The sequence below is a fragment of the Seleniivibrio sp. genome (assembly GCF_021209385.1).
Lineage (GTDB): Bacteria > Chrysiogenota > Deferribacteres > Deferribacterales > Geovibrionaceae > Seleniivibrio.
The window spans coordinates 43,028-66,510 of record NZ_JAJOIL010000029.1 but is presented as its reverse complement, the minus strand read 5'-3'; the positions used below and the strand labels follow the sequence as shown (position 1 = coordinate 66,510).

The 23,483-nt window shown below is 44.6% G+C and carries 24 protein-coding genes; 16 read left to right on the top strand and 8 right to left on the bottom strand.

All coding sequences use genetic code 11. The features are described from left to right. Nucleotides 1-895, bottom strand: an 895-nt coding sequence (locus LRY47_RS10065) for a hypothetical protein (RefSeq protein WP_295224911.1), incomplete at its 3' end; no start/stop codon positions are given. Between the two features lie 217 nt (nucleotides 896-1,112). Here LRY47_RS10065 and LRY47_RS10060 point away from each other — a divergent pair. Next, entirely contained in the window at nucleotides 1,113-1,478 is a 366-nt protein-coding gene (locus tag LRY47_RS10060) for a PepSY domain-containing protein (RefSeq protein WP_295224908.1), read from the top strand. A 34-nt stretch (nucleotides 1,479-1,512) separates the two neighbouring features. Here the strand turns inward: LRY47_RS10060 and LRY47_RS10055 are convergent, their stop codons facing one another. Both LRY47_RS10055 and LRY47_RS10050 read right to left on the bottom strand, forming a co-directional pair. Further along, nucleotides 1,513-1,959, bottom strand: a complete 447-nt coding sequence (locus LRY47_RS10055) for a FecR domain-containing protein (RefSeq protein ID WP_295224905.1) — start codon at nucleotides 1,957-1,959, stop codon at nucleotides 1,513-1,515. Next, nucleotides 1,934-2,209 carry a hypothetical protein gene (locus LRY47_RS10050; protein WP_295224903.1) on the bottom strand — a complete coding sequence of 92 codons (276 nt, stop codon included), beginning with the start codon at nucleotides 2,207-2,209 and terminating at the stop codon, nucleotides 1,934-1,936. Before LRY47_RS10050 ends, LRY47_RS10055 begins: the two co-directional genes overlap by 26 nt. Nucleotides 2,210-2,374: 165 nt before the next feature. Here LRY47_RS10050 and LRY47_RS10045 point away from each other — a divergent pair, with 165 nt between their 5' ends. The 5 genes from LRY47_RS10045 (at nucleotide 2,375) to LRY47_RS10025 (ending at nucleotide 5,662) form a co-directional block, all read left to right on the top strand. Then, nucleotides 2,375-2,944 carry an LPP20 family lipoprotein gene (locus LRY47_RS10045; RefSeq protein ID WP_295224900.1) on the top strand — a complete coding sequence of 190 codons (570 nt, stop codon included), beginning with the start codon at nucleotides 2,375-2,377 and terminating at the stop codon, nucleotides 2,942-2,944. Nucleotides 2,945-3,009: 65 nt separating this feature from the next. Then, the gene (locus LRY47_RS10040; protein WP_295224898.1) at nucleotides 3,010-3,426 is read left to right on the top strand and encodes a hypothetical protein; all 417 of its coding nucleotides are present in this window, start codon (nucleotides 3,010-3,012) and stop codon (nucleotides 3,424-3,426) included. Continuing rightward, nucleotides 3,423-4,610 (top strand): murein transglycosylase domain-containing protein, encoded by a 1,188-nt coding sequence (locus LRY47_RS10035; protein ID WP_295224896.1) that lies wholly within the window; start codon nucleotides 3,423-3,425, stop codon nucleotides 4,608-4,610. Before LRY47_RS10040 ends, LRY47_RS10035 begins: the two co-directional genes overlap by 4 nt. A gap of 4 nt (nucleotides 4,611-4,614) precedes the next feature. Continuing rightward, nucleotides 4,615-5,244: an LPP20 family lipoprotein gene (locus LRY47_RS10030; protein WP_295224893.1), complete on the top strand. Its 630-nt coding sequence runs from the start codon at nucleotides 4,615-4,617 to the stop codon at nucleotides 5,242-5,244. A 100-nt stretch (nucleotides 5,245-5,344) separates the two neighbouring features. Continuing rightward, on the top strand, nucleotides 5,345-5,662 hold the full coding sequence (locus LRY47_RS10025) for an STAS domain-containing protein (RefSeq protein WP_295224891.1): 318 nt from the start codon (nucleotides 5,345-5,347) through the stop codon (nucleotides 5,660-5,662). Between the two features lie 296 nt (nucleotides 5,663-5,958). Here LRY47_RS10025 and cybH read toward each other — a convergent pair whose 3' ends face one another. Both cybH and LRY47_RS10015 read right to left on the bottom strand, forming a co-directional pair. Beyond that, a complete protein-coding gene (gene cybH, locus LRY47_RS10020) occupies nucleotides 5,959-6,654 on the bottom strand; it encodes a Ni/Fe-hydrogenase, b-type cytochrome subunit (protein ID WP_295224888.1) in 696 nt (231 codons plus the stop codon). A 91-nt stretch (nucleotides 6,655-6,745) separates the two neighbouring features. Next, a complete protein-coding gene (locus LRY47_RS10015) occupies nucleotides 6,746-7,321 on the bottom strand; it encodes an HD domain-containing protein (RefSeq protein WP_295224886.1) in 576 nt (191 codons plus the stop codon). 104 nt (nucleotides 7,322-7,425) lie between these two features. On the opposite strand from LRY47_RS10015, the gene LRY47_RS10010 reads away from it, so the two are divergent. The 7 genes from LRY47_RS10010 to LRY47_RS09980 all read left to right on the top strand — a co-directional run bounded on the left by LRY47_RS10010 (nucleotide 7,426) and on the right by LRY47_RS09980 (nucleotide 14,358). Further along, entirely contained in the window at nucleotides 7,426-8,682 is a 1,257-nt protein-coding gene (locus LRY47_RS10010) for an EAL domain-containing protein (protein ID WP_295224885.1), read from the top strand. Between the two features lie 29 nt (nucleotides 8,683-8,711). Continuing rightward, entirely contained in the window at nucleotides 8,712-8,939 is a 228-nt protein-coding gene (locus LRY47_RS10005; RefSeq protein ID WP_295224883.1) for a hypothetical protein, read from the top strand. Beyond that, nucleotides 8,929-10,269, top strand: coding sequence for an NAD-dependent malic enzyme (locus LRY47_RS10000; RefSeq protein ID WP_295224881.1), 1,341 nt, complete (start codon nucleotides 8,929-8,931; stop codon nucleotides 10,267-10,269). The genes LRY47_RS10005 and LRY47_RS10000 overlap by 11 nt, the downstream gene beginning before the upstream one ends. Nucleotides 10,270-10,342: 73 nt before the next feature. After that, complete coding sequence (locus tag LRY47_RS09995; protein WP_295224879.1) at nucleotides 10,343-11,335, top strand: TAXI family TRAP transporter solute-binding subunit; 993 nt, start codon at nucleotides 10,343-10,345, stop codon at nucleotides 11,333-11,335. 69 nt (nucleotides 11,336-11,404) lie between these two features. Further along, nucleotides 11,405-13,444 (top strand): TRAP transporter permease, encoded by a 2,040-nt coding sequence (locus LRY47_RS09990; protein WP_295224876.1) that lies wholly within the window; start codon nucleotides 11,405-11,407, stop codon nucleotides 13,442-13,444. Between the two features lie 62 nt (nucleotides 13,445-13,506). Continuing rightward, nucleotides 13,507-13,725, top strand: a complete 219-nt coding sequence (locus LRY47_RS09985) for a hypothetical protein (protein WP_295224873.1) — start codon at nucleotides 13,507-13,509, stop codon at nucleotides 13,723-13,725. A gap of 120 nt (nucleotides 13,726-13,845) precedes the next feature. Continuing rightward, nucleotides 13,846-14,358, top strand: coding sequence for a flavodoxin (locus LRY47_RS09980; protein ID WP_295224871.1), 513 nt, complete (start codon nucleotides 13,846-13,848; stop codon nucleotides 14,356-14,358). Between the two features lie 67 nt (nucleotides 14,359-14,425). Here the strand turns inward: LRY47_RS09980 and LRY47_RS09975 are convergent, their stop codons facing one another. From LRY47_RS09975 to LRY47_RS09965, 3 genes are all read right to left on the bottom strand, one after another. Then, nucleotides 14,426-15,901 carry a hypothetical protein gene (locus LRY47_RS09975; RefSeq protein ID WP_295224868.1) on the bottom strand — a complete coding sequence of 492 codons (1,476 nt, stop codon included), beginning with the start codon at nucleotides 15,899-15,901 and terminating at the stop codon, nucleotides 14,426-14,428. A gap of 118 nt (nucleotides 15,902-16,019) precedes the next feature. Next, the gene (hcp, locus tag LRY47_RS09970) at nucleotides 16,020-17,633 is read right to left on the bottom strand and encodes a hydroxylamine reductase (RefSeq protein WP_366043611.1); all 1,614 of its coding nucleotides are present in this window, start codon (nucleotides 17,631-17,633) and stop codon (nucleotides 16,020-16,022) included. Between the two features lie 91 nt (nucleotides 17,634-17,724). Further along, nucleotides 17,725-19,068 carry a trypsin-like peptidase domain-containing protein gene (locus LRY47_RS09965; RefSeq protein ID WP_295224864.1) on the bottom strand — a complete coding sequence of 448 codons (1,344 nt, stop codon included), beginning with the start codon at nucleotides 19,066-19,068 and terminating at the stop codon, nucleotides 17,725-17,727. 74 nt (nucleotides 19,069-19,142) lie between these two features. On the opposite strand from LRY47_RS09965, the gene LRY47_RS09960 reads away from it, so the two are divergent. Genes LRY47_RS09960 through tilS form a run of 3 tightly spaced genes read left to right on the top strand, consistent with a single transcriptional unit; the run spans nucleotide 19,143 to nucleotide 23,482 of the window. After that, a complete protein-coding gene (locus LRY47_RS09960) occupies nucleotides 19,143-20,918 on the top strand; it encodes an ATP-dependent DNA helicase (protein ID WP_295224862.1) in 1,776 nt (591 codons plus the stop codon). Then, nucleotides 20,905-22,263, top strand: coding sequence for a glucose-6-phosphate isomerase (locus tag LRY47_RS09955; RefSeq protein ID WP_295224861.1), 1,359 nt, complete (start codon nucleotides 20,905-20,907; stop codon nucleotides 22,261-22,263). Before LRY47_RS09960 ends, LRY47_RS09955 begins: the two co-directional genes overlap by 14 nt. Further along, nucleotides 22,247-23,482 carry a tRNA lysidine(34) synthetase TilS gene (tilS, locus tag LRY47_RS09950; protein WP_295224858.1) on the top strand — a complete coding sequence of 412 codons (1,236 nt, stop codon included), beginning with the start codon at nucleotides 22,247-22,249 and terminating at the stop codon, nucleotides 23,480-23,482. Before LRY47_RS09955 ends, tilS begins: the two co-directional genes overlap by 17 nt. Nucleotide 23,483: the final 1 nt, after the last annotated feature.

Genomic DNA, 23,483 nt, shown 5'->3' with positions numbered 1-23,483 from the left:
GTCGAGTATATTGCTTATGGGAAAAAAGGATGCCGTTATCTCTTTTCCGTTGATGACAGCGTGCTCCGAAAAGGGTTCTCCTGCCGTGATACGGTTTTGGATCATGGGTTTGAAAAATTTCGCATGCATAAAGATATTCCTCAATGCTTCCGAAGACAGCCGCATTGTCCTGAAGATATTCATAGCTAATGTTTTCACGGAGATAGTTTTCCGCCAGTTCCGACTGGGCATAGCTGAATACCGGTTTACGGAACGCATCTGCCCCGACTGCCGACTTCTTAACGATGAAATCGTAAGTTCCCGAGCCGAACGAGTTCATGTTTTCCGCAAGATAAACAGCGGATACTCCAAGCTCCAGACTGCCTATGTGCAGGGAATTGTATACCAGCGGGTAGACGAATCTGAAGCCGTTGAACGTGTATCCCTCTTCAAACGCTTCAGTGTAGCGGACCATGCGGTTTGCTGTTTCCGCCGTATGTCTGGATGAGATTATCGAACTGTTTCCGTCTTCGCCGACAGCCATTAACAGGAAATTATCAGAATCTCTGGTGTGAAACTGAAGCTGTTTGAGTCCCAGCTTGACCTGCTGTTCATAGATAGAGCGGAGTTTCTGCTGCATGAGCTGTTTTATCTCCGCTTTCCGCTCAGGCGATGCATTGTCCGCCTCCGCAAAAAGCTGCAAGATACCGTCGTCGCTGTTTATTATTACGTTGTAGAATGCATTTGATATGTTTCTGGCGTTGGTTATGCTGGATGTATATGCTGATGAAAGCTGTGCGGTCTCGTTTTTCAGGTGTTCGTTCAGAAATATGTCTCTAGCCTTTCCCACTGCGAAAAAGAAGATGAGTTCGCACGCAATAAGAGTAATGATTATTATGACCGTCTTTGTTTTCATCAGATTTTTTCCTGAGTCATGCCTTATTCTTAATACTACCATAACCTTTAACTTGTTTTTGTGCAAATCCTGCACACTGTTGAGAAATGATTATACTCCCTGTTATTGTATATTATCAAGTTAATACTTTATTATAAATGCTTTGCATAAGCATAAATCTTGGCACGCATATTGGTATAATAAATGGCATCAAGACACGTTCAGGAGGAAAAGAACGATGAAACGTACAGTAATTTTTACTTTCGCACTGATGCTGGCAGCAACAATGGCATTTGCATACGGCGGCATGGGAAGAGGCATGATGGGAGGCAACGGAATGGGCGGCGGATGCGGCCAGTGCCCTCAGTTCGGCCAGAACGGACAGCCTGCTGTGAAGGCTCTCACCAAGGAAGAAGCTCAGAAAAAAGTGGATGCATATATCGCTGCGAACCTGAAAGGCTATAAGATAGAAAAGACTCAGGAATTCGAAGGCCGTATGCATACTATGTATAACTTCTTTGTGAAGGACTCTTCCGGCAACCAGTTCATCCTCAGAGTAAACCCCTGGGGCAACGTAATGGGACCTTTCGTATCTCAGAAATAATAAAAAAGGCGGAGTTTAGCTCCGCCTTTTTCTTTTACATATCAAGCAGTTCAAATTCTTTAAGGGTCTTCTCGTCAAAGTCCAGCGTATTCACGTCCTGCCCGTCGATGCTGATGGCCTGACCGGGTTTCATTGTGAAGGTTTTAACGTATTCCGTATACTGTTTCTGAAGTTCTGCCACATATTTGTCATATTCGCCCATCATCTTGCGGACATAGGCCTCGTATTCGTCCATGACAACCTTGCCGTGTTTGCGGAACTCGCCTTCAACGGAATCTACGGATATTTCGCCGTCTTTCAGATACACCTTGGCCTTGCCGTCTTCCGCAATGTCAATGAGGAACTCAGTGCCTTTAACACCGATAACGGCGGTTTTAAGACCGACTATTACAGTTCCGGTTTCAGCTCCTCTCTTTTTTATGCTGAAAACAACCTTGCCGCTTTCGGGTGAGTATTTATTGTTTTCGGAAAAAGTTACCACGGCATTTTCGGAAAGGGCTTATTTTATCTCCCGTAGTGAGAACAACCAGAGCGGTTGATGCTCTTTTTGAGGCGACTTTATTCTTTATGTTCAGTGCTGTGTCGGGGGCACTCAGCACAGCCGGACGGGGCGATGAGCCGTCGAATAATTCAATGCGTCCTGTATATTTTTTTACCGAGCCTATGCCGTCTGCGGCAAGGAGCGAGCAGGGGATTAGCAAGCAAATAATGACAAGTGTAATGTTTTTCATATGAATCTCCTATTCGATATTAGCGTATTTCACATTCATAGATAAGTGAAAAATACCTCATAATCAATGTTATTATATATCATTCTGTATAAAATTATATGGAAACATTTGCCTCTGTGTGTTAAATTCTACATAAGAGTCAAAGGATAGTTCGGAGGTAATCTTATGAAAAAACTCATCCTGTTAATGTCTGTGCTGGCTTTTGCGCTGGCGGGCTGCGGCGACAAACCCCAACCCCCCAAGCAGCTGGCCGATCCCTGTTTTGTCGGTGCACCTTCATGGGTTCTCATGCCCTCTGTTGAAGGTACTATTGCCGCTGTAGGTTCAGCTGCAAAATCCGCTGCCGGAATGCAGTTCACCAGAGATTCCGCAATGGCTAACGCCAGAAGCGAGCTTGCAAGAATGATAGATGTTAAGGTCAACACTATGATGAAGGATTTCACTCAGGTTACAGGCGTGGGCGATGCTCAGACTGTTGACAAAGTTACATCGTCTGTTTCCAAACAGATTGCAAGCCAGTCACTTCAGGGTACATCACAAAAAGAGATATGGATGTCCCCTTGCGGCGAACTCTATGTTCTCGTTGTACTCAACCCCTCAAAGGTTGCTGACCTTACAAAACAGCAGGTCACTTCCAGTCTGAAAAACGATGCCGCTCTGTGGCAGCAGTTTCAGGCACAAAAAGCTCAGGATGAACTCGACGCAGCTATCAACAAAGAGTTCCCTAAGCAGTAACAGAGAACGATCTCAAACACTAACAAAGGGCAGCTAGTCACTGCCCTTTTTTTATAGGTATGTATATGAATAAAACATTGACCTTAATAATAATGGCTGTTTTCTGCCTGACTTTTTCCGGATGTTTCGCCGACAAGACCGATGGCGTTAAACTTATCAACGGTAAACCTGAATGGTTCTACCATCCGTCTGACGGTTCAAACATCGGCGGGGTGGGCGTAAGCGGTATACATGTTGACGGAAAGACCGGACAGAAGACACTTGCCATGCAGAGGGCGCTGGAGGAGATAGCCCGCCAGATGGGTGTAAAAGTTCAGAGTTTTTCATCTCTGAAATCTGTTTCAGACTCCACAGGCTCAGCAGTCAGCGGTGAGAGCAGCTCCTTTTTCACTGTTGACGGCAGTGAGGTCAAAGCACGCATAAAAGCGATGTGGGAAGACCCTTACACAGGGGAGCTTTATGTTTGGATGGTGACTGAATGAAAAGATTACTGATACTTTCTTTTGTTCTGACCGCTTTTGTTGCATACGCCGACAGTTTTGACGATTTTAAAAAAGCGCAGACCGGCGGTTTTGAAAGCAGAAAAGAGGAATGGTCAACCTATAAGTCCGATACACTCAATAACTTTGAAGTGTATAAGGATATTATGGATAAAGAGTTTGCCAAATACAAAAATGATATCTCTAAAGTATGGGACGATGTTGTCGTTTCAGACAACTATAAATGGGTTGAATATCTTAACGGTTACAAGATAAGAAAGATTGTGGATTTCGATAAGCGCACCATAACGGTTGAGGTTGTTTCAGACAAAGCTAAACCGGATTTCACTCCTGTTGTCAAAGATCTGCTGAATGAAGATTCCGCAACTGCATTCCGCAGAGACCCGGTTACCTCAAACACAGAGCAGAAGCTTAAAGAACAGGTGCAGGGTGTTACCACGGATAAAGTGAGGGCGGAACCCATAATGCAGAATCTTTATTCAGATAAATCCATGACAGACAGTCAGGTCAATAACCTTGCGAAACAGCTTGTTTCCGGCGCTGATTATTCACAGAAACCATCGGACAAAACCGGACAGACCGTTTACAGCATGACGGTAAAACTTCCTGATGATATTTATAAGAAGGGTGCAGACGAAGTTAAACCCCATGTGCTGACATATGCAAAACAGTTCAATCTTGACCCCGCGCTGGTAATGTCAGTTATCTATACGGAGAGCAGATTTAACCCCATGGCAAAGTCATACGTTCCTGCATACGGACTCATGCAGATAGTTCCGCAATCAGCGGGTCTTGACGCAACCGAATTTCTTGAAGGAACGCAGAGAGTGCTTGCACCTTCGTACCTGTATAATCCTGAAAACAATGTCAAGATAGGCGCCGCCTATTTTTATCTGTTGTACTATAAATACTTCAAAGGCGTGACCAATGATACAAGTCGGCTTTACTGCTCCATAGCGGCTTATAACACAGGAGCTGGAAACGTCGCATACGCATTCAATAAGAACGGCGGCAAAAACAAATATAATGTTTCTGCGGCTCTGCCCGCGATAAATGCTATGTCTCCCGATGCTGTCTATAACCATCTCAAAAATAACCTGAGATACGAAGAGGCACGCAACTATATAGTCAGAGTGAATGGTAAGATAAAGGATTATACGGAGTAGGTTTATGAAAACTATAGCAGTTTTAATGATAGCGTCTGCAGTTGTTTTCGGATGCGCAGCAGAGAAAAAAAAGGTTGTCAGACATAATTCCGCATCTTCACAGCAGATGATGGCTGATGCGGCACAACAGGAGATGGAGGAGGACATTCAGAATGGTACTGTCACTCTTCGTGAACCGGTTTTGGGCGTTCCTCAGGCGGTAAAACCTGCCGAAGAGCCTAAACAGCCGCTTCCTGAGAAAAAAGTTTCCAGTGTAATGTCGCTTAAACCTGTTACAAAATATCCCATTAAAAACGGGTACCCCGAATGGTTCTACACTCCCACTTACGACGGTTATATCGGTGCGGTCGGGATAGCTCCAAAACAGCCGAACGGGGGGCTTGCCCAGCAGAAGAGAGTTGCGCGGATGAACGCTCAGAGCGGACTTGCAAAGCAGATAGATGTTCTTGTAAAGACAGAACTTAATCTTGAATCCACCAATGTTGACCGTGCTACTGTCAAATACTATGAACAGAAACTTTCCACCCTCACAAAAGAGAGTGCAGATCAGTATCTGTCAAATTATAAGGTTAAAGACGAATGGATAGACGACAGAACAGGAGAGTATTACGTTTGGATGGTGCTTGAAAAATAAATCCTGACAATAGATATAGGCTTCCATATTTGCTTGCTTTTTTTAACGGAATGAATTTAAATATATAACATACCATCTTAAATAAAATCAAAGGTTGGTCATGAAGATTACGATTGATGATAAAGGAAGCGCAAAGGTTATACGTCCATACGGAAAGATAGACATTCTTACATCTTCCGAGTTGCGTTCAACCCTCAGCGAACTCACTAAAAAGAAAGTTATGAAGATAATAGTTGACCTCGCACAGGTGACATATCTTGATTCATCCGGTCTTGCGACACTTCTGGAATCCCTTAAAAATCTCAAGGAATACGAAGGGAAGATGCAGCTTGCCAATGTGCCTGAAAGGATATTGAAGGTGCTTTCGCTTATGAAGCTGGATCTGATATTCGATATAATTCAGGACGACACGATATAAAAAAAGCCCGCTTGCTTAAAGCGGGCTTTACAGTTTGTTAATAAACTACATATTCATACAAAACCATTAGACTGCTTCGGGCTAAAGCCCTCGCAGAGACAGATTTTTCTTCTCGTCTTTGCGAGCACTAGCCGCAGGCTGAAAACATTTGCCTATTTTTGCAAATGTTTCTGTACCGAGCTTGCTGAAATGAGTCCACTTTAAACTATTTGTCGAATAAAGCGACGCAATCTAGTCTTTTCTCCTCTTGGTCATCAGCCTGAAAAGCCCGCTTATAACAAGCGGGCTTTACTTTTTTAGTCCTGAATGTCTGCTTTCCATCCGCTGAAAATGGAACTTATGTCACCGGAATGGGTTCTGAAGTCAACCAGAACAGCCGCATACAGGTGAACGATAAGGAACGTAAGCGTAACGTATACAACAAAATAGTGCAGATATCTTACCCATTGGTTCGACATAATACTGAATATTGAGCCGAAGAACGCGTAGTATCCGCTGTCGGTGTTTATCTGTGACCAGAGTGCGAATCCGCTGAATATCTGAAACAGGAATACCAGAAATATGGCTATATAAGCGTATTGCGCCATGGGGTTGTGTGTCAGCATGTGCGGAGCTTTATTATCCAGAAATCCGTAATATTTTAGATAGGCTATTATCATTTTCCTGTCTTGTTTATTAAACGGGTTGTAAAAGGTTCGGATATTGGAGTATTTGTTGCCAACGATGCCCCACCACATACGGGAAAGCACGCTTATGGAAAAAATAACTCCTGTGAGATAATGGATAAACCTTGCATAACCCATCATGTAAGGGAAATCCACCGGATTTGGTTTCAGGAAAGGGTAATGCATATAAAGTCCGGTCATGGCAAGAATGATGATGGAAAGCACATTCACCCAGTGTGTGATACGCACAACCGCCTGCCAGACATATACAAATCCCCTTGCCGGACAGTCCTGGCGGAGGTCTTCCGTTGCTGCTGCTGCTGACATGACATCCTCCTGAGTTTTTTATACATAAGTGTATAACTATTTTCGGAAAATATCCATCAAACCTTTGTTTAAAGCAAGAAAAATATGAACATCAGATAATATTATCCAGTTCCGGCAGGATAACATCAAGAAAGTATTTTACGCTGACCAGATCGGATTTTGCACATTTTTCTTTTATTTCAAGATACTTGCGTTTGAATGGCGAGTTGTTGCCCAGCTTGACCTCGGTGAGACATTCAAGCATTGCGTCTATGTAATCAGCATATTTGAGTATTCTGCCTTCAAGGGTTTCGTCCTTTCCGTTGAAAAGCAGTCCGTGGTATATCTCTTTGTAAGGTTCTTCAATGTCAGAGAAGAGCAGTTCATCCACAATCATGTTTTCGATATCGGCAACTGCAGCCTTCATCTTCGGAGTTTTGTTCTTTATATGGCTAAGGATATCTCCGGTATAAGCTTCTATAACGTCGTGGTTGAGTGCTTTTTTATAAAGAATCTCCCAGTTTACGCTGCTGCCGTGTTGTTCTTCTATGATTCCGAGCATTTGTGCTATTTGTGTCACGAGAAAAGAGTGTTCTGAGACGGACGATCGCACATGCATGAAATCGCTTGCCCATCTGCTGATATGATTAAGTTTTCTTGCCGCAAGAAGATATTGTCCAAGTCCCATTTCGTCCTCCCTAATTATGGTATCGCATAAAAATATAAGATGTTTAGTGATGATTTTTTATTTTTGAGATGTTATATTTATAAAAAAGCAAAGCGTGCAGGCAAATGATATTCGATAACTTTCTGGTGGGACGCCAGCCTATCCTTGATGTGAACGAGGAAATATTCGGTTACGAATTTCTGTTCAGAAAGGCCGGCTGCACTGAAAACAAAGCAGAAATATATGATTCGGTTGTTGCAACCTCAAGGGTGCTGGTCAACATATTCCAGAATTTCGGTATAAAAAGCCTTACAAACGGCAAATATGCTTTCATAAATATTGATGACGATATAATCGTGCAGGATGTTCTTGACGTTTTGCCGAAAGATAACGTTGTTTTTGAGATAGTTGAGACCACAAACGTCAAAAAAGACGTAGTTGAAAGGATAGCGGCTTATCACAGAGAAGGATATCTTTTTGCTTTGGATGATTTTGTTCTCAGTTCAGAATACTTTTCAATGTTCATGCCTCTGTTTCCATATGTCGAATGTCTGAAAGTCGATATGAAAGAGAACTGTCTGATGAAGATGGAGCGTGTTGAGAAGATATTCCACGGGCGGCATATGAAGCTTCTGGCGGAAAAAGTTGAAACGCGTGAGGATTTTGATTTTACGAGAGACTGCGGATTTGAGCTTTTTCAGGGATTCTTTTTCGAGAAACCGACGATAATGAACAAAAAAAATATCGAACCGGGAAAAGCGACCATACTTCGCCTGCTTTCGCATCTTTCCCAGAATGCTGAAATAGATAAGATAGAAGCGGAGTTCAGAATTCAGCCGGAGCTGACTCTTAAACTCCTTAAACTCATAAATGCCTGTTCATACTGCCTTCGCAATGAGATAATGAGCATCCGGCATGCTTTGACGCTTATCGGCAGAGAAAATATGCGCAAATGGCTCACCATTATGCTTTACGCCAGCACAGGCGGCAAAAGATTTAAATCCACAATGCTTGAAACGGCAATGCTTCGCGCACACACGCTGGAACTGCTCTGTGTGAGGGTTTTCGGTGAAAACTATCATGGAAGAGCCGATGCTTTCTTCATCGGGTTGTTGTCATATGTTGATGTGGTTCTGGGGATTACTAAAGAGGATCTTATGGATTCCATCAACGTAAAACCGCTTATCAAAGAAGCAGTGCTTGACAGAAAGGGAGAAATAGGGAATCTTCTTGCTATACTTGAAGATGTGGACGACAACAATTCCGAGATAAAAAAGAATAAGCTGGCAGTTCTGAAACTTACCGAAGAGGATATCAGCGATATCAAATTCAAAGGGCTTGACTGGCTGGCGGAACAGCAATCCGTTTACAACAGCATCTGAAAGCACTATACTTGTCCTGAAGGCGGGATATGGCAAAAACATCAAAGTGTTCCGGTAAAAATATCATAGTCGAAGACTCAAAATGTGCCCAGTGCGTCCACCTCAGAAGACTGCTTATACCGGAAATGAAAACCTGCTTCAGCCTTAAATGCGCTGCGGCGGATAAATATATGAAAACACCAAGAAAATCCTGCACCATGTTTGAACCTGAGACATGGGAGAAATTTCTCGATATCGGAGATGAAGATGAGAATTGAATATTCTAACAAAGTAATAAAAAAACTTACGGTTAAAGTTACTGATAAACCCGGATTTTTAGGTCAGCTTACAACTGTGATAGGCAGATGCGGCGGGCTTATAGGCGAGGTGTCCACAGCGCATCTTGGAAAAGGGTACAAGATACGCGCACTTGATGTTTATGCAGAGGACGAAAACGCTCTTAACGACATGTTCGCCGCCATTAAAACACTGGAAGGGGTTGAGCTTGTTTCTGTCACAGACATTGTGGAAGAGACACACGAAGGCGGAAAGATAGAGATACGCCCGACAGTTAACATCAACAGTCTGGACGACCTGCGCATTGTTTACACTCCCGGTGTTGCGTCAATCTGCCATAAGATACATAAGAATCCTGCTCTTGCCCGCAAATTCACAACCATCAGCAACAACGTTGCGATAGTTACCAACGGAACCGCTATACTTGGTCTCGGCGACATCGGACCTGTTGCGGGGATGCCCGTTATGGAAGGAAAGGGGATGCTGTTTAAGATACTTTCAGGTATCAACGGTATACCGATACTCCTTGATACCAAGGATCCTGAAGAGATAATAAACACCGTTAAGCATATTTCGCCTACTTTCGGCGCTATAAAACTTGAAGATATCAAGGCACCTGAGTGTTTCGAGATAGAGGAAAAGCTTGACGCAATGCTTGATATCCCGGTAATGCACGACGACCAGCACGGAACAGCCGTTGTTGTACTTGCCGCGCTTCTCAATATAGCCAAATATACTTTCATAAACCTTCGTGAATCAAGCGTCGGCATCATAGGTCTCGGCGCTGCGGGAACTGGTATCATGAAGCTGCTGAAAGCATACGGCGTGAAAACTTTCAACGGTGTCGACCTTGACGTTTCTGCTATGGAACGCTTTGAGACTCTCGGCGGAAACAGAAAAGACCTGCGCGGGGTGGTTGCGGAATCAAGAATTGTGATTGCCACTACAGGATGTCCGAACCTGATTACTCCTGACATGGTTCAGGAAGGGCAGGTGATTCTCGCTCTTTCAAACCCGAATCCCGAAATAGACCCTGACCTTGCTGTAAAACACGGTGCAATATTTGCCGCCGATGGTAAATCAGTCAATAATGCGCTCGCTTTCCCGGGGCTTTTCAAAGGAGCACTGACAGCAAACGCAATAACAATAAACGATCAGATGAAGATAGCCGCGGCAAAGGCGATCGCCGCGTTCGCACTGGAAGGCGACCTTGTACCTAATATCCTCGATAAAAACGTCCACGATGCAGTTGCAAAAGAAGTTGAAACTGCGGCATACCGCTCCGGAGCAGCAAAATTCATAGATGAATAATGCATTGTGGAAATTATAAAATTAATTTGTTATAATTTGCTTTGCCGTTAACAGATTAATTTTGGAGGATCGTATGAAAAAGTTTTTTCTATTCATTACTGCCGCACTTTTTGCGGTTTCGCTTGTTCCAACTGTATTTGCTAAAACTTTCGTAACCATCGGTACTGGTGGCGTTACGGGGGTCTACTATCCCACCGGCGGTGCTATCAGCCGTATGGTAAACAAGAAATCCGATGTATACGACATTAAATCCACTGTAGAATCAACAGGCGGCTCTGTTTATAATGTTAACGCTGTTGTTGCCGGAGACCTTGAGTTCGGTATCTCTCAGTCAGATATTCAATATCAGGCTTTCAAAGGTCTTGAATCATGGAAAGACAAAGGACCCCAGAAAAAACTTCGTTCAGTTTTTTCACTGCACCCTGAAATTGTTACTATAGTTGCTTCTGAAAACAGCGGAATCAAAAAACTTGCCGACATGAAGGGCAAAAGAATCAACATCGGCAACCCCGGTTCCGGTCAGTACATCAACTCCGAAGATGTTTTCGATGCGGCAGGTCTTAAATTTTCCGACGTTAAAGTTGAGAAAGCAAAAGCCGTTGAATCACCCGCTCTTCTTCAGGATGAAAGAATTGACGCTTTCTTCTATACTGTAGGTCATCCCAACAGCAACATAAAAGAGGCTACATCCGGTCGTATCAAAGTCCGTTTCGTACCAGTTGAAGGCGCACAGGCCGACTATCTCGTTAAAAAATTCCCTTACTATGTAAAAACATATATCAATATTAAAGATTATCCCACAGCATCAGGCGACGGTAAAAACGTTCCTGCTGTCGGCGTTAAAGCAACACTGGTAACTTCTTCCGATGTATCGGATAAAGTTGTTTACGCCATCACTAAGGAAGTATTTGACAACTTTGACGAGTTCAAAACCCTTCACCCTGCATTTGCTAACCTTACAAAACAGGAAATGCTTGAAGGTCTGACTGCTCCAGTTCACCCCGGCGCAATGAAATACTACAAAGAAGCCGGACTGGACAAATACATCAGCTCTAACCTCAGATAATTTTTCAAAAATCAATTCAGCGGGGTCGGTATTCCGACCCCCGTTTTATTTACTCGAAAGAGGTAATCTATGTCTAAAACTCAACGCACCGCAGAAGAGATACTGCGGGAAGAAACTGGAGAGATCAGATCCACGGGGCGGTTTGAAAAAGGACTCATTGGAGTCATTGCTATCGCCTGGGCAATTTTTCAGCTCTCTCTTGCCAGTTTTCTCATTCTCGACGGAACAACCATAAGAGCTGTCCACCTTGCATTTGCCATTGCTATTCTTTTTCTCAGCGTCCCCATGTTCAAACGCCCTAAAAAATGGATGGGCTTTTTCAGCGCAGTGCATAAAATTCCTTTCATCGACTATATATTTGCCGCGGCCGGCGCTTTTGCGGCAGTTTACATAATTCTTGATCAGGAGGGGCTTGCCATAAGAGCAGGCGATCCTTCCACAACGGATGTTGTCGTAGGTTTTCTGACAATTTTTTTCCTGCTTGAAGCGACAAGAAGAGCAATCGGTCCCGCACTTGTTATAATAGTCCTTGTATTTACAGGTTATTCTTTCTTCGGACCCTATATGCCTGATTTTATGGCTTTCAAAGGCGTTTCGATGAATAAATATCTGAATCAGATATCCCTTTCATCGGAAGGCATATATGGTATCCCGCTGGGTGTTTCCGCATCTATAGTTTATCTTTACGTTCTGCTGGGTGCTATGCTGGATAAGGCTGGCGCGGGTAAATTCTTTATAGACCTTGCGCTCTCTCTGCTCGGCAGGTTCAAGGGCGGTCCCGCAAAGGCGGCTGTGGTTGCCAGCGGTTTCACAGGGCTTATTTCAGGTTCAAGCGTTGCCAACATTGTGACCACCGGAACGTTTACAATCCCTCTTATGAAAAAAGTAGGCTATCCCGCAACAAAAGCGGCAGCGACAGAGGTTGCCGCCAGCACGGACGGACAGCTTATGCCCCCTGTCATGGGAGCGGCGGCGTTCATTATTGCGGAATATGTCAACGTACCTTATATCGACGTCTGCAAGGCGGCTATAATCCCCGCATTTGTTTCATATTTTGCACTGTTTTACGTTACTCACCTTGAAGCTTCAAAGCTTGGTATGAAAGGGCTTCCGAAAGATGAATGTCCTAAATTTTTTGAAACAGTGAAGCGCGGACTTCATTTCCTTATTCCTATCTTCGTTCTTATATTTGAATTGGTTGTAATGAGACATTCGCCTGAAAGAGCGGCTTTTAACGCTATTTTGCTTCTCATAGGCATCATTTTTGTACGTGAAATAGTTAACTTTGTAAAAGGCGAACAGAAGAGCTTTCTGGATATCTTCATAAAATCAATAAAACTTGTCGGACAGGGCTTCATAGCAGGTTCACGCAATATGGTATCTGTTGCTCTGGCAACAGCGGCTGCCGGAATCATTGTCGGTATAGTCGGTATGGGCATCGGCGGTATGATAACCCAGATAGTCGAGACGCTTTCACAGGGCAATGTATTTGTCCTGCTGATTATAACAGCAATTGCCAGTATGCTCCTTGGTATGGGACTTCCCACCACTGCTACATATATTGTTATGGCATCTCTCACGGCACCTATAATCGTTGAACTCGGCGCCACCTACGGGCTTATTGTGCCTCTTATGGCAGCGCATCTTTTCTGCTTTTATTTCGGGATTCTTGCGGATGATACTCCGCCTGTGGGGCTTGCGTCCTACGCAGCGGCGGCGCTTGCCGGCTCAGATCCGATACCGACCGGTATTCAGGGTTTTCTGTATGATATGCGTACAGCCATAATACCGTTTATGTTCATATTTAACCACGACCTTATTCTTGACAACATATACAGCTGGCCGCTTGCCATACTTATTTTTACAATGGCATGTCTGGGGGCATTCGCCTTTACGTCTGTCATACAGAAGTGGTTCATTACTAAGAATAGAATCTGGGAGATACCTCTTCTTCTTGTGGCTTCTCTGCTGCTTTTCAACCCTTCGGGCATACACGATATGCTTGGATATCATATTGACGATAAATATATTATGTATATTCCCGGACTGCTCCTTCTGGCGCTTGTCTATGCGGGACAGAAATTCAGAGTGAGAAAGGCTGTCGCATGACAGCCTTTTTAGTTGCTAAAAAGCAAAAAGATGAATACTGTAGCTGAAAACAGGGGGTAGCAATGCTTAACAAAGATCTGGTTTTCATCCTTGAGAACGGAAAGAACGCTCTGGTGATAAACCTGAACAATTTCAACACCATAGAGTTTGACGATGCTAATATGTCGGTTATGATTGACCACGGAACATCCGAAAGGAACGTGGACTTCGATAATAAAAAATCATATTCAGAATTCAAAGCTCAGATAGTCGGGGCTTTAATAGAGGAAGAAGAACAATAAGCAGAGGCGGAGCTTAATGCTCCGCTTTTTTTTTCGCCTTCTTTTAATCTGATATTGACAATCAGTATCAACTATGTAAGATGTGTCTGGTTACATCATTACATGTAAAAGGAGGTTGCTATGGGAAGCATAGGACTTTTTTACGGATCAAGCAGCGGGGTTACGGAGACAGTAGCGCAGAAGATTGCTGCGGCGCTTAATGCAAAGGGTTTTGTTGTGGATGTCATCAATGTGGCAAACGCTTCTAAAAACTCTTTTGAAAAGTATGACAAACTTATACTCGGCTCTTCCACATGGGGTATGGGCGATCTTCAGGATGACTGGGAAAATATCATAAGCGATCTTGAAGATGTTGATTTCAATGGCAAGACAGTAGCATTCTTTGGTACCGGAGATCAGGAAACTTATGCTGATACGTTCCTTGATGCCATGGGAACTATCTATGAGAAGGTGGTTGACAGCAAAGTGAATATTGTCGGATGCTGGCCTGTTGACGGTTACAGCTTTGGTGATTCAAAGGCTGTTGTGGATGGTGAGTTTATCGGACTTGCCATTGATGAGGACAACCAGTCTTCCATGACCAAAAAACGAATTGCTGACTGGGCGGAAATGCTCACAGCACAGATGGCATAAGCAGTTAAAAAAGAGACTTCTTCGGATAAAACAATAGCCCCTTAGTTTTTCTAAGGGGCTATTTATGTCAGAAAACCGGAATCAGTTTCCCTCCTCCCGTCAATGTAATTTCTTTTCCGCCCGTCCAGTTATTCATTGAATTATTTCCGTTGTAATAGATATTGAAACCGTTGCTGTTTATGTTTGCCAGCGTTTTGTCATCATTGCGGAACTCTGTTAAATATGTGTCCGCCGTAAGGTTCCACTTTGCGTCTTTTTCCAGTGAAACAGATATGAATCCGGCAGTTTTATCAGTGTTCGCCGCGCCTGTCCAGACAGTTGTTCCCTTCAGATAAGCTTTAACACTGCTTAAGCTGTCGCAAAGAATATTGCCCGCAGTGTTTGTATCCGTAACTGTAAAACTTGCTTCGGAACCGTTGCTGCCTGTTCGTCCCCATCTGTCCGCTGATGCACGGAAGAGGGTGTTTTCACTGTCTTTGTTTGTTATTTTAATGTTATTTATCATGAATTCGGCTTTAGTGTTTGTTGTGTAGAAAACCGCGCCTTCATATGATGTTATGCTTCCACCGTTCATGGTAAAATGGCTTTCTCCCACTTCAGCGTCGCCGGAGAAACTTTGATACAGCATTACACCGTTTCTTCTGTAACATGTCATTTCGCTGTCTGTGATGGATACACTGTTTTTGCCTTCTATAACAGCACATTCCGCGCCTTTTGATTCGCCTTTGACATTTTTAACGGAGATATTGCCTGTGGAATATATTGACGGCGAGCCTTCGCCTTCTGTTTTAAGAGTACCGTTTTCAACTGTAACCGTACCGCCGCCTCTGTCTGTTGCAAGCGCCGCGCTGTGAGCGCCTAGGGTGCTGATGTTGACATCTTTAGCGGTGATACTTCCCTCTCTTGTTGCGTGCAGTCCTCTTGATGAGTTTGCGGATGTTTTTATGTCTATTCCATTGATGGTAATATTGGCGCGCTTCCCGACTGCAACAACGGCATTAGCGCCTGCCGCATCAGTTGTGATACTTGTTTTGTCCATATTAAGTGCTGATCTGCCGATGACAAGCACAGCCGAGTTTATCCCGTAAAAACTGCTGGATTCCTCATCAGCCGTGCTTCCTTTTTTGGTGATAACGGTTTGATTGAGGTTGAGTTCACCGTTTATTTTAACCACTACAGCTGATTGATCAGGCTGTGTTGCATCATATGTTTTTCCGGTTTGTGTTTCGGAAGATCTTTGAACCACATAAACACCGTCTATCTTGTCAAGAATTGCTTTGGCTGTCTGAATTTTATTTCTGAAACCTTCAGGAGGCGGTCCCGGACGTTTTCCGTCCTGCGGAGGCTGACCGTCACCCATCGGAGGCATCCCTCCCTGCTGTGAGCCGAATCCGACCCCCATGCCCATTTCAGATCCCGGTCCGTAATTTCCGGCACGCGCGTTAAATGAGACCGAAGGGTCATTCTCTTCGTCATATCTGCCTGCACAGCCGAAAACAGCGGCACTCAGACAAACTGCGATAATCATACTGATTGTTTTCATATGTACCCCATATAAATAATATGAGTAACAATATCATGTGAATAGAAAGAAATTATGCCGGAAAAGGGGAATTGAAATGGAAAAGCCCCGCCTGTTAAGCGGGGCAGTGAATAATATGTTAAGCGCCGACCATGATTTTTTCGACGTCGCCAGCCACATCGCCGATGGGCTTGATATCGAAGTTTTCCACAAGTACTTTCGCCACGTTGGGAGAAAGGAAAGCGGGAAGGGTCGGTCCGAGGCGGACGCCTTTCACACCGAGGAAGAGCAGGGCAAGAAGCACTGCAACAGCCTTCTGCTCATACCATGCTATGTCGAATGAAAGAGGAAGTTTGTTTATGTCATCGAGTCCGAATACCTCTTTCAGTTTAAGGGCGATAACTGCAAGCGAATAGCTGTCGTTGCACTGACCTGCGTCGAGTACTCTGGGGATGCCGCCTATGTCGCCGAGGTTCAGCTTGTTGTAACGGTATTTTGCGCATCCTGCTGTAAGGATAACTGCATCCTGAGGAAGATTTTCAGCCACTTCTGTAAAGTAGTTTCTTTCTTTATGGCGTCCGTCACAACCCGCCATAACGACGAATCTTTTGATTGCGCCAGCCTTAACAGCTTCAACAACCTTGTCTGCAACAGCCATTACCTGTGCGTGTGCGAAACCGCCGACGATTTTGCCGGATTCAATCTGTGTGGGTGCAGGGCAAGTTTTAGCAAGTGAGATTATCTCGCTGAAGTCTTTCTGACCGCCGTCTTTTCTGTCGGCGATATGTTTAAGACCTGGATAGCCTGCCATGCCTGTTGTAAACATTCTGTTTCTGTAAGAATCTCTTACAGGTACTATACAGTTGGTGGTCATAAGGATGGGACCGTTGAAAGATTCAAATTCCTTGTCCTGTTTCCACCAAGCGTTTCCGTAGTTACCTACGAAGTTTTCATATTTTTTGAATTCAGGGTAGTAATGAGCGGGGAGCATCTCGCTGTGGGTATATACGTCCACGCCTGTACCTTTTGTCTGTTCCAGAAGGTCTTTAAGGTCTCTCAGGTCGTGACCTGAGATAAGGATACCGGGTTTTGCGCCTGTTCCGATGTTGACCTCTGTAACTTCGGGGTTGCCGTAGGTGGATGTGTTCGCTTTGTCCAGCAGAGCCATTGTTGTAACGGCGATTTCGCCTGTTTTCATGATGAGAGCGATAAGCTCGTCAGCAGAAAGCTCTTTTGTTGTTCCTGCAAGTGCTTTGAACATGTGGTCGTAGATTGCTGTGTCCTCGAAACCGAGAACGTATGCGTGGTCGGCATATGCCGCAACGCCTTTAAGACCATAGATAAGAAGTTCGCGCAGTGAGCGGATATCCTCGTTTTCCTGTGAAAGAACGCCGAATGAACCGCCTTTTGCTATAGCGTCTTCCATGCTTGCGGGAATCCAGTTTGCGCAGTCGCAAGTTACTGTGGTGCCTGAAACGGCTTTCAGCTCATTGCGAAGTTTAACACCTTCAAGGATAAGTTCATAGATGCGTGCATCGTCAAAGTTTGCGTTTGTGATGGTGGCGAAAAGCGCCTGTGATACGAAACGTCCGTATTTTTTATCGACGTTCGCGTTTTCGGCATAAAGGGAGATGCCTTTCAGTGTATAGACCAGTGCGTCCTGAAGAGCTGCACAGGTATCTGTTTTTCCGCAGACCCCTCTTACTGTGCAGCCTGTACCTTTTGCTGCTTCCTGACATTGAAAACAGAACATACTCATAATGTTGTCCTCCTTATGTTATTGCTCATAGGAGGACAATAATGCATTTGCGTGCAGAATAAATTGAGCTATGTCAAAAAAGCACTTAAAGCTGAAATTTCACTCTGAAAAGCTGACCGTACCTGTAAAGTGTCATTACGGTTTCTGTTCCCATGTTGTCCATTATGTAGCTGTTCAGGTGGTTGATATCCTTTATTTCAGTATCGTTTATCGCAACCAGAACGTCGCCTTCGTGTACAGTATCAGCTATTCCGGTGGAAGCTACGGTCAGATAGTCTTCTTTCTGTGTGAATGTCAGTCCGTATATATTGCGCAGAACACTAAGTCCGTAATTGTCAGGATAGGTTGTCAGAAGTATCTGACCTTTAAATGTCTTTGCTCCGCGCTCTACAACAACCTGAACTGCTGAACCTGGGGGATAGCTTCTGAGCATATTGCTCATTGCAAGTATTGATGAAACCGGAAGTCCGTTCACCTGCAAAATTCTGTCGCCGGATCTCATGCCGATGCCCTCAGCGTTGGAGCCTTTTTCCACCCGTGTCACTATAAGGCTGATGCTGTTTTTGTCTTTGACCTCTTTGGCTGAGAATCCCATATATCCGGCAGTGACCTTCCCGCTTTTAAGAATTTCAGGCAGAACTCGAACCGCCGTATTTATGGGTATTGAGAAGCCTATGCCCTGTGCCTCCTGAACAACTGCAGAGTTGATGCCTATGACCTCGCCGTCAAGGTTTATAAGTGGTCCGCCGGAGTTGCCTGGGTTGATGAGCGCATCTGTCTGTATGTAAAGTGAGTATCCGTTACCTATGTTGAGGATGCGTTTTACGGAGCTGACAACGCCGGTGGTTATGGAGCTGTTAAGTCCGTAGGGGTTGCCCATCGCTATTACTGTTTCGCCGAGCATGGCGCCGTCGCTGTTGCCGATTTTGACAGCTGGGAATTTCCCTGCGGTGATTATCTTAAGCACTGCGATGTCGAGTATCTTGTCGCCGCCCACAAGACGAGCTTCATAGCTTTTGTTGTCAGTTGTTATGACATATATCTTTGTGGCTGATTCAATGACGTGATAGTTGGTGATAATTGTTCCGTCTGTGCGGACTATGAAACCGGAGCCGAGACTTTGGGTTTTGTATGTTCTGTCGTATCCGAAAAAGTCGTTGAGGTAGTTCTCTCCGTGGGGTGTTTCCTGTCCGAAAGGTCCCACGGATGTGCGCACCAGTTTTTCAGTTCTTATGTTTACTACGGAGTTTTCAATGTTTTTAACCGCTGTAACAACAGGGGAATATCTGTTGCTTCCCTCTTTTGGCGGCGCGGGTGTCTCTGCCTGCTGAGTGGTTTGTTCCTGCGGCGTCTGCTGTCCCTGTTTCTTTTCCTCCCCGCATCCGAATATCATAAGGATCATGGCAATGAACAGTAGTAACTTTTTCATATAACGCCCTTCATTTTTTTGATTATCTAAAGAATATATTTGAACAGGCTGATTAATTCAAGTATTCTGTTTAAATGTCTGTTAAACACTTTTTTGAGGAGGGTGGCGAGCTTGAAAAAGCTCTCCCCAGATATCGCAAAAGACAGGCGCAGATAGACGCCTCAGAATTCATCTATTCATCCATGGAAAGCCGTGTTCCGGCTGTTCTGGAAGCCCCTACAGGTTCCGGAAAGACCATGGCATACCTTGTACCCTCCTTCGAGCTGAACCGCCGAATCATTATTTCCACTAAAACAAAGCAGCTGATGTCGCAGATTGCAGGAAAGGATATCAATTCCGCCCGCAGGATATTCGGTGACGACAAATACGTCGCTGTTCTTAAGGGTCGCAAGAATTATTTCTGTCACTTCCGTTTTTTTAAACTTATGTACCCGCATCCGGGCAGATACGAAAAAGTTATGGAATGGTACGAATCGGTCGCCAGACAGGAGATAATCGAAATGCCTGTGGGGCTTTTCAATATGGCGGAGATAGAGAACATGACCACGGATTCGTGGATGTGTACCGCTTCCAAATGCGAATTTTATGACATCTGCTCATTTTACCGCGCGAAACAGAATGCAAACGACGCGGATATCGTTATAACTAATCACTATCTGCTTATGAGTGATTTTGCTCTCAAAGCAGAGAGCGAACATGCAAGCATTTTTGATTTTGCAGACCATATAATAATGGACGAGGCGCACTCCATACCCGATATATTCCCCAGATTTGCGGGAACCGAACTTTCGTTGCGCAGTTTTCTGCGTGTGATGAACGAGAACAGACCAGTATTTGATCCGCGCGAGATAGAGATCACCGCCGGGATGCTTTCAGGACTGCTTGAAGATATAACGGAGCGCCGCTATACATCTGAGATTAAAGACAGACTTATCAGCTATATAGAATTTGCCAACAAGTCGATAGGCGAAAAGGACGTCGATGACCTTAAACAGATAAGCAAAAGACTGAACGACAAGGCAGAGAGCGTTCTGGGCGGCAGCGAGGGCGTGCGATTTGTCGATACGGAGCGTGGCGATATCGTTTTGCAGTATATTCCGTTCGATGCATCTGAAAAGCTTCGGGAAGGTCTGAAAAACTCCTGCCTGTCACCTGTTTTTGTCAGCGCAACCCTGTCCGTTAAAGGCAGTTTTGAATATTTCCTCAATGAAACGGGGTATGCGGAGGACGAGGTGCAGGCGAAGAGCCTTGAACCCGTTTTCAACATGGGTGAACAGGGCAGGCTGATGGTCAGGGATTGTGACGATGCATTCTATGAGGAGCTGGCTCTTAAGGCGAAAAGCTCGGTTCTTGTCATATGCAACAGTGTTTCCCGCATGAACAAAGTTACGAAATTACTGAAAAATATCATACCTGAAAGGGTTTTTGCCCAGACTGAGATAGATATCAGCGATACGGAAGGACTTACAGACGCTTTTTTTGTCGGATGCGCCGTCTTTCGCGAAGGTATGGATTTTGCACATACGGGCATCTCATTTGTCGTGCTTGATAAGCTTCCGTTTGAATATTTTGAAGATATAGTTCTTAAAGAACGCGCTGCTTCTTTGAAAAATAAAGGGCTTGACCCTTTTAAAGACTATTTTTTACCACGGGCTGTGATATACTATCGACAGGCGGTTGGAAGACTGCTACGTCACGAGGACGACCACGGTGTCTGGGCAGTTCTGGACAGCCGGATTGAGACCAAAAATTATGGAAAGTATTTCCGCGATGTGTTAAATAATGTACCGAAGATAGATTCAATTGATGATGCGGTTCGTTTTCTGGAGGTTACTGATGAAACGGATTAAAGTCGATTATAACTACGTCATGGACAAATTTGTTGCAGGCGGGCTCAGCGAGGAAAAACTCGATGAGTACAAAGAGAAGGCAAAGCTTGGGCTTTCACGTCTGCTTCGCATGTTCGATGACGGTCAGGCCGGATTCATCGGACTGCCTGAACAGAACCTTGCACCAATCAAAAAATTTGCGAAAGAGATAAGCGGTAAGTTTAACGACCTTATCGTGATAGGAATAGGCGGTAGCTCACTGGGTGTCGAAACCGTGTGCAATGCCATGCTGCCCTTTGGATATAATGCGCGTTCGTTCGCGGAACGCGGCTGCTTCCCGCGCGTGTGGGTGGCAGACAACGTTGACCCCACGAAGATAAGCTCAATCCTTTCCGAGTGCCAGCCGGAAGATACTTTCGTATGCATAATCACGAAATCAGGCAGTACGGTTGAAACTGCGGCAAATTTCGGCATAATTTACGAATGGCTTATGGCTAAGGTCAAAAATCCGAAAAAACAGATTTGTGCCATCACAGACCCTGAAAAGGGTGCTCTGCGCGCCATGGCAAACGAAAAAGGATTTGTATCGTTTGATGTTCAGCCCAACGTGGGCGGGCGTTTCAGCGTTCTGTCTCCGGTGGGGCTGATTCCCGCGGCGATATTGGGGCTTGATATCGACAAGCTGCTGGAAGGCGCTATGTCGGTTCATAAAGACAACTATGAACAGATACTCACACTGTCCGCTATCTATATGTATTTTATGGATCAGGGTAAAAACATAAACGTTATGATGCCTTATTCTTCAAGGCTCGTTTCTTTTGCCGACTGGTACTGCCAGCTTTGGGGCGAGAGCCTTGGCAAGAGCAGGACGACAGACGGTAAAGAGATCGCTTTCGGTACAACGCCTGTCCGCGCAACCGGAACAATAGATCAGCACTCGCAGGTTCAGCTTTACAAAGAGGGACCTAATGATAAGGTTTTCACATTCATAGAGGTTCTGAATCACGACAAGGACAGGAAGATAACTTCCCCATATGAAGCATACGATTATCTGAACGGTCACGGTATGGGAAACCTCTGCAACATTGAGCTTAAAGGAACGGAGGCGGCTCTTAAAAATGCCGGAAAACCATCCGTCAAGATATCTCTTGATCTGGTTGACGAATTTACTATAGGCGGACTTTTTATGATATGGCAGTATATTGTGCCTGTGATAGGTCTTGCCTGTGATATAGATCCCTTCGATCAGCCAGGAGTGGAAGAGGGTAAAGACTACGCTTACGCACTTCTGGGCAGAAAAGGCTACGACGCTACCAAAGCAAAATTCACGGAGATTTACAAAAAACAGGATGATTTTATCGTTTGAGAAAAAGCTGTCCGCAAGACTTGGTGAACTGAACGGTAAAAAACTGCTGGTGGCGCTCTCCGGCGGCAAGGACTCGGTGTCTCTGCTGCACTTTCTTAAAAAGAATGAAGGGATAAAGAGTTATCAGATTGCCGCTTGTCATGTTAACCACATGTACAGAAAGACCGCGTGGTGGGATGAAAAGTTCTGCTCTGACTATTGTGAAAAGCTTTCAATACCTTTCATATCATACAGGTGCGATGTACCCAGATACTGTGCAGTTAAAAAGCTGAGCTTTGAACACGGCGCAAGGGTGATACGTTACAGAGCGCTTCACGAGGCGGCGGCTCATTTCGGTTCCGACCTGATACTTACGGCACATACGAAAGATGATGTTGTCGAAACGTTTTTCATTCAGGCGGTTCAGGGAGCGTCTGCGTTCTCTCTGAAAGGCATAAGCGATCGCGACGGTCTGATTTGCAGACTGATGCTCGACATTTCTTCCGAAGAAATTTATGAGTACCTGAACAAATATGGCATTGCCTATGTCATTGATGAGACCAATAATGATGAGAAGTATCTCCGCAACTTCATCCGTAAGAACATAACGGCGAAGCTGGCGGAGTTCAGAAAAGGCTACGAAGACAATATTGTCTCTATAATGAAAGACAATATCAGGTTTGACAATTACCTGTCGGACAGGCTTGGACCTTTGATAGAAACGCCTGAAACGGGTGTTATGGCTGTTAAAACAGGCGTTTTCAACGGACTTTCCGAACTGGAACAGGAATATGTCCTGCACAGACTTGGTTCAAAATGTTTCAGGTTTGAACGCAGGCATCTTATCGAAATGCAGAAAATACTTGAAAACGAATTTTCCGTTCGCGGCGATATGCCCGACGGATATAAATTTGAGAAGAGCGATAAATACCTAAGATTGTTTCACGGCAGAAACGTGGCTCCTTTTGAAATATTCAAGCCTGCCGGAGCGGACAGAGTTGTCGTTCCGCAGACCGGAAAAGAGCTCCGGTTCACTGGAAAGTGGAAAGAAAAGGAACTTTTGATACGAAACAGGCGTATCGGTGACAGAATAAAGATGAAAAAGGTCAAAGATGTCTTCATAGACAGAAAGCTTGACCTCTACACAAGGGATACCGCACTAATAATTCTTGAAAAAAATGTGATCGTATGGGTTGAAAATATCTCACATGATGGTACTATAACCCTTTATGTGAAATGAT